This is a genomic window from uncultured Intestinibacter sp., assembly GCF_902468165.1.
Classification (GTDB): domain Bacteria; phylum Bacillota; class Clostridia; order Peptostreptococcales; family Peptostreptococcaceae; genus Intestinibacter.
In genome coordinates this window covers 1-5,539 of the sequence record NZ_CABQXJ010000112.1, presented here as the reverse complement: position 1 = coordinate 5,539, position 5,539 = coordinate 1, and the positions used below count along the sequence as shown (strand labels likewise).

3 protein-coding genes are annotated in these 5,539 nt (G+C 27.1%); 1 reads left to right on the top strand and 2 read right to left on the bottom strand.

Annotation, left to right across the window (positions count from 1 at the left end):
- Positions 1-2,595: PEP/pyruvate-binding domain-containing protein (locus tag RDX53_RS13575; RefSeq protein ID WP_307994338.1), on the bottom strand; the 2,595-nt coding region annotated here is incomplete at its 3' end.
- A gap of 745 nt (positions 2,596-3,340) precedes the next feature.
- Here RDX53_RS13575 and RDX53_RS13570 point away from each other — a divergent pair.
- Positions 3,341-4,645 (top strand): dicarboxylate/amino acid:cation symporter, encoded by a 1,305-nt coding sequence (locus RDX53_RS13570; RefSeq protein ID WP_195931710.1) that lies wholly within the window; start codon positions 3,341-3,343, stop codon positions 4,643-4,645.
- A 286-nt stretch (positions 4,646-4,931) separates the two neighbouring features.
- Here the strand turns inward: RDX53_RS13570 and rpmB are convergent, their stop codons facing one another.
- Positions 4,932-5,120, bottom strand: coding sequence for a 50S ribosomal protein L28 (rpmB, locus tag RDX53_RS13565; RefSeq protein WP_007286525.1), 189 nt, complete (start codon positions 5,118-5,120; stop codon positions 4,932-4,934).
- Positions 5,121-5,539: the final 419 nt, after the last annotated feature.

The following is a 5,539-nucleotide window of genomic DNA, read 5'->3' as shown; positions in this document are numbered from 1 at the left end:
TATTACAATTTGTTCTTTTATATCAGAATAGATTTCAAGTCCTTTTGTAGAGTAGACCTTGACTACATCTATATTTATTGAATTAGAAAATTCAGAAGCTATATTTTTGAGTTTTTTAAGTGAGTCTTCATTAAATACAACATTATCTTTATTGTCGAATAAAGCTACATAGAATATACCTGTTTCAACTAAGTCTTGGAAGAAATGACTTCCATAAGATAATTCAGGAACCACGTCTTTATCACTATATGCAATTTCGCACATAACAGACATATTGTTGAGTTCTGTAAAATGGACAGGTACTCCAAGTGACGGAGTAGATGTTCCCCAACGCCCTGGACCCATTAGCATAGTATTTTTATCTTTTAGTGAAGTATTTAAAATTCCTATTTGACGAGCTATTTTATATTTATCAACTTCACTTAGGCTAAGGTATTCATCTACTGATACATATACAATATAATCTATTGGAAGACGGATATTTCCGCCCATAAAATTGCCTTTAGAAGAAAATAGACAGTCTTTTTTATTTAATAATTTAGGAATTTCGATAGATTTACCTAGACCTCTAGTTTGAAGCGGTCTACATTGAACAATATTGATTTTGAAGCTACCATCTTTTTTAAAGTTAGCTGTAAACTCTATATCTACAGGATAGTCATATTCTTTTGAAATTATATGTAGTGCTTTTTTCATTGCCTCTGGAAAAGATGAATATTTTAATAATTTCTTAAAATTAAGTATATAAGGCGCACTATTAGGATTTAATCCTAGTTCTTTTAGTCTTATCTGAGTATTATAATCTTTAGAGCCAAATAAATTTATATCTGTTTTTAAATCTTCATTTATTACAACATCTAAATTTACATGGATGTGTTTGTTTGTACTTAGACTCAATACATCTACGGTATGCTGAGAGTATTTTTGTTCATCATTAGAATTCATAATAGGAAGTCGCATAGGGTCATCTAAAGTAACTATTCTTACATAATCACCGATTATACGGTCTACAGCTCTTGTCCCCAATCCGAAAACTAACCTTATCATACCATCATCCATATTTACATTTTCATCATATACATATAAATTAGAAGAATTTCCTACTCCTGCTAAGTGAGGGAAGTAGTACTCGCCGTGATAATCACCAGAAACCCTTTGGACTAAAATTGCCATTTGTTCATCTTTTTTATCTAAGCCCCTAGTTTTTCTATAATTTATTGCATCATCACTCATAGTACTTGCATATACAATTTTTATTGCATTTATAAATTCATTTAGTCTTTGCTTTGGAGTACCTTGATTTACACAAAATACACTTTCGTATTTGCCGGCAAATGCATTTCCAAAGTTATCTTCTAGTAAAGAGCTGGATCTTACTATTATAGGAGATTGGCCGAAGTACTCTAACATCTGCATAAATTGGTCTTTTATATCTTCTGAAAAATCTCCATTTTTAATTTCTTTTTTTAAAATAGGAGCGTATTTAAAATATCCTTCATCAGTTTTTTGTTTACTTCTTAAATCCCATAAATTATTTTCAACTATATAAGAATAATAAATATCAGTGCCGATAAAAAATGAATCGTGTTTTTCGAGTATAGGTTTGAAGTAGTCTTTTGTATCATCTAAAGAAGTTAAAATCTGAGTTGCAAGCAACATACCGATGCTTTTTCCGCCTATATTTCCAGTCCCGATTAATCTAGAAGTTATTTTTAATATATCGCTTAGAGAAAAGTATTTCATAATCATGTTGAAAATTTTTGAATCGTTTCCAATTAAACAAGATATTAATAGTTTTTTCATATCATCTTGGTTTTCTTTATTGTCCTTTAATGCTTTTCTAGCTGCATCAAGAGTTCGTCTCCAATATCCCATTTTTTTGCTACTTCTCCAATTTATATTTGAAAATAATTTTACTGTATCATCGCTTGAAGTTATCTGAACAGCTTGGTTACCATTTATTTGAAGAGGTAAAAACATAGTTGGAGAAAAACGGTCGGATACTTTAAGTGGATGTATATAAAACTTGTCCTTTATTGTATATATATCAAATATAACTTTTGCAATTTGTCTTACCTTAGAAGGTAAAACATATGAATGAGCTTTTCTCATAATTGCAAAACATGATACAGTATTTAGTTTATGAAGATAAGAGCATATTACAGAAAAAAAGTTTAATATCATAGAGTCAGAGTGCCACATTCTCTGTAGAGATGTCAGGTTATCGAATACATAATAGCAATTTTCGCCTTGAGATTTTATAATTTCATGAACTTTTAAAGTAAAGTAGTTAAAGCCTATATTTGGATCTAAATCAAATATTTTTATATTAGTTAAATCATCACTTATAGGTTCGTTGTTGATACTATCTTTAGTGTTATCGAGTGGATTGTCAAATACGGGTTTTTTGTCTGCAAATTTGAAATATACGATAATTTTATTGTTAGCTCTAGCTCGATTTATAAATGGAGTTATAAAATTTTTATAATCGTTAATTGTACCTACTTGACATACAATACTATCTCCAAGTCTTAGCATATTTATAGATTTATCAAAATCATCAATACCAGTACTTACAAAATTAGAATTTATCATAGGAAAAACCTCCTTAATTAAAAACATTAGAAATGAAATGTATGAATTAAAGTTTATGAAAAGATTTCTATATATATAAAAGTGTAGCATAGAATTTATATAAAATAAAACAAAAAATAGAAATCATATATCTTATAAGAAGTGAATAATATTTACTATGCGAGGAGTGATTAGTATGAAGATGATAACTATAAAAATGCCAAAATGGATATCTAACATAATATTAAAATTTATGAAAAAAAGTAAATAAGAATTTAAATAAATTAGACTCTCATAAGAAGAAAATAATAACTTTTGCAATGAAGATGAAATTTTTCGCAAAAGTTATTTTTTATGCAAATTTTTATTAATTTGTTTTTAGTGTAAAAAGAAGGTTATAAAAAAATAATTGCATTTGGAATAATTATGAAATAAAGCTATATATTGAAAAACTATAATTTTATCTAGTTATATCAACGATGAAATGAAAAAAAATAAATTTTAAAGTTATTTTTCTAGTAATTAAGTATAGTTTAATTTACAGAAAATTATGTTTTTTGATATTTTTATTTATTTTTTTTCATTTTGTGCTATAATATGTAATATATTAGAGTTGGAAATTGAAAAAATAATATATGATTTAATCTTAGTTCATATAAAGTAAACAATATTATTTTACTATTTAAAATAAGAATTCAAATTATATATTTAAACAAAGATTTTACAATAGATAACAATATTAATAAACTAAAGGAGAGGTTGAAAAATGGAGAGAAGTAATAAAAAACTTGGATTGACAACAAAAATTTTTATTGGTCTTATATTAGGGGCAATATGTGGGGTGATATTATACTATTATGTTCCTAATGGAACGTTTAGAGATGATATATTAATTAATGGGGCATTTTACGTTATTGGAGATGGATTTTTAAGATTAATGCAAATGCTAGTAGTTCCATTGGTATTTTGTTCATTAGTATGTGGTAGTGCAGCTATAGGTGATACTAAGACTTTAGGAAAAGTTGGGATGAAAACAGTAACTTTTTATATGCTTACAACAGCATTAGCTATAACAGTAGCTTTATCAGTTGGTAAAATTATAAATCCTGGTATAGGATTAGATATAAGTTCAGTTCAGCAAGCGGAGACTCAAGTTGCAGAAGCAACTAGTATAGCTGATACGCTTTTAAATATAATTCCTAAAAATCCAATTCAAGGATTAGCAGAAGGAAATATGCTTCAAATAATATTATTTGCATTAATAGTAGGTATATTAATAGCAAAAATGGGAGAAAGAGCAGGTTTATTATTAAAAGGATTTACTCAATTTAATGATTTAATGATGGAAATGACTTCGCTTATAATGAATGTCGCTCCATTTGGTGTATTTTGCTTAATAGCTAAAAATTTTGCTAATATAGGATTTGATGCGTTTTTACCAATGTTAAAATATATGCTTAGTGTATTTATAGCATTAGGGGTACAATGTTTTGTAGTTTATATGTTATTCCTAAAAGTAACTACTGGATTAAGTCCAGTTAAATTTATCAAAAAATTTGCTCCAGTTATGGGATTTGCATTTTCAACAGCGACATCAAATGCTACAATACCTATGTCAATAGATACATTACATAAAAAAATGGGTGTTTCTAAAAAAATATCATCATTTACAATACCTCTAGGAGCTACTATAAATATGGATGGTACTTCTATAATGCAAGGTGTTGCCGTAGTATTTGTTGCACAAGCATTTGGCATAACATTAACTCCAATGGATTACTTAACAGTTATAGCTACTGCTACGCTTGCATCAATAGGTACAGCAGGAGTTCCAAGTGTTGGACTTATAACTTTATCAATGGTATTTACATCAGTTGGATTACCAGTAGAAGGTATAGCTTTAATAATGGGTATAGATCGTATATTAGATATGACAAGAACTGCAGTTAATATAACAGGGGATGCAATTTGTACAACTATAGTTGCATATCAAAATAAAGATGTAGACATAGAAGTGTTTAATGAAGAAAAAGAGGCAGTTGAAATAGATCAATCAGAAGCTATAATATAATAGCTATATATAGAAGTAATAAAAAAGATACCGTATGATTTGCGGTATCTTTTTTTTATTCTAAGGAAATTATATTTATTTATAAATTGTAGATAAGTATAATTTCCGTATATTTATTTCAAAAAATATATTTTAAAATTTTTAGGATAAATATTTTTTATATTATTTTATAATATTTAAAATACAGTTCATTAAAATATATTAACATCTAAGTAAAATAAAAAAGAGACTGTCACAAAATAATAAATATTTTGCGATAGTCTCTTAATTAATAATAATAAAATTATTAAGCTCTCTCAACTTTTCCTGAACGTAAACATCTTGTACAAACTTTAACTCTTTTTGGAGTTCCTTCTTCTACAACTCTAACGTTTCTTAAGTTAGCAGACCAAGTTCTTTTATTATGTTTGTTTGAGTGTGATACTTGGTTTCCTGAAACTTTACCTTTACCACATACGCAACATACTTTTGCCATCTTAGCACACCTCCTTAATTAATAATCTTTTTTAAGACTGAAACATATTTATATTAACACAAACATTAATATTTTGCAAGACAAATTATGATAATGATTTATTTCGTATTGAAGAATTTATCATTATCATATAAAATTATATATATAAATCGCCATAATGTAAATATTAAAATAGAAAATAATAAATTATTTTTTTAAAATGTGCTTTAGTTAAGTATGTGCAACAAATCGGCATGTGTTGCACATACGTAACTTTCCCCGCAATATGTGCTTTAGATAAGCAAGTGATGCATCCCATGTAAAGCAAGTGTTGCAAATTTGGACTTGCAACACTTGCTTATCTTTCACCAACAAACATTTATTTAGTGTACGTTACATTTGTATTATATAGTATTAAGCAAAAAAAATAATAAATTAAA

Coding starts and splice junctions, on each gene's coding strand:
- RDX53_RS13570 (WP_195931710.1), top strand. CDS start 3,341: ATGGAGAGAAGTAATAAAAAACTTGGATTGACAACAAAAATTTTTATT.
- rpmB (WP_007286525.1), bottom strand. CDS start 5,120: ATGGCAAAAGTATGTTGCGTATGTGGTAAAGGTAAAGTTTCAGGAAAC.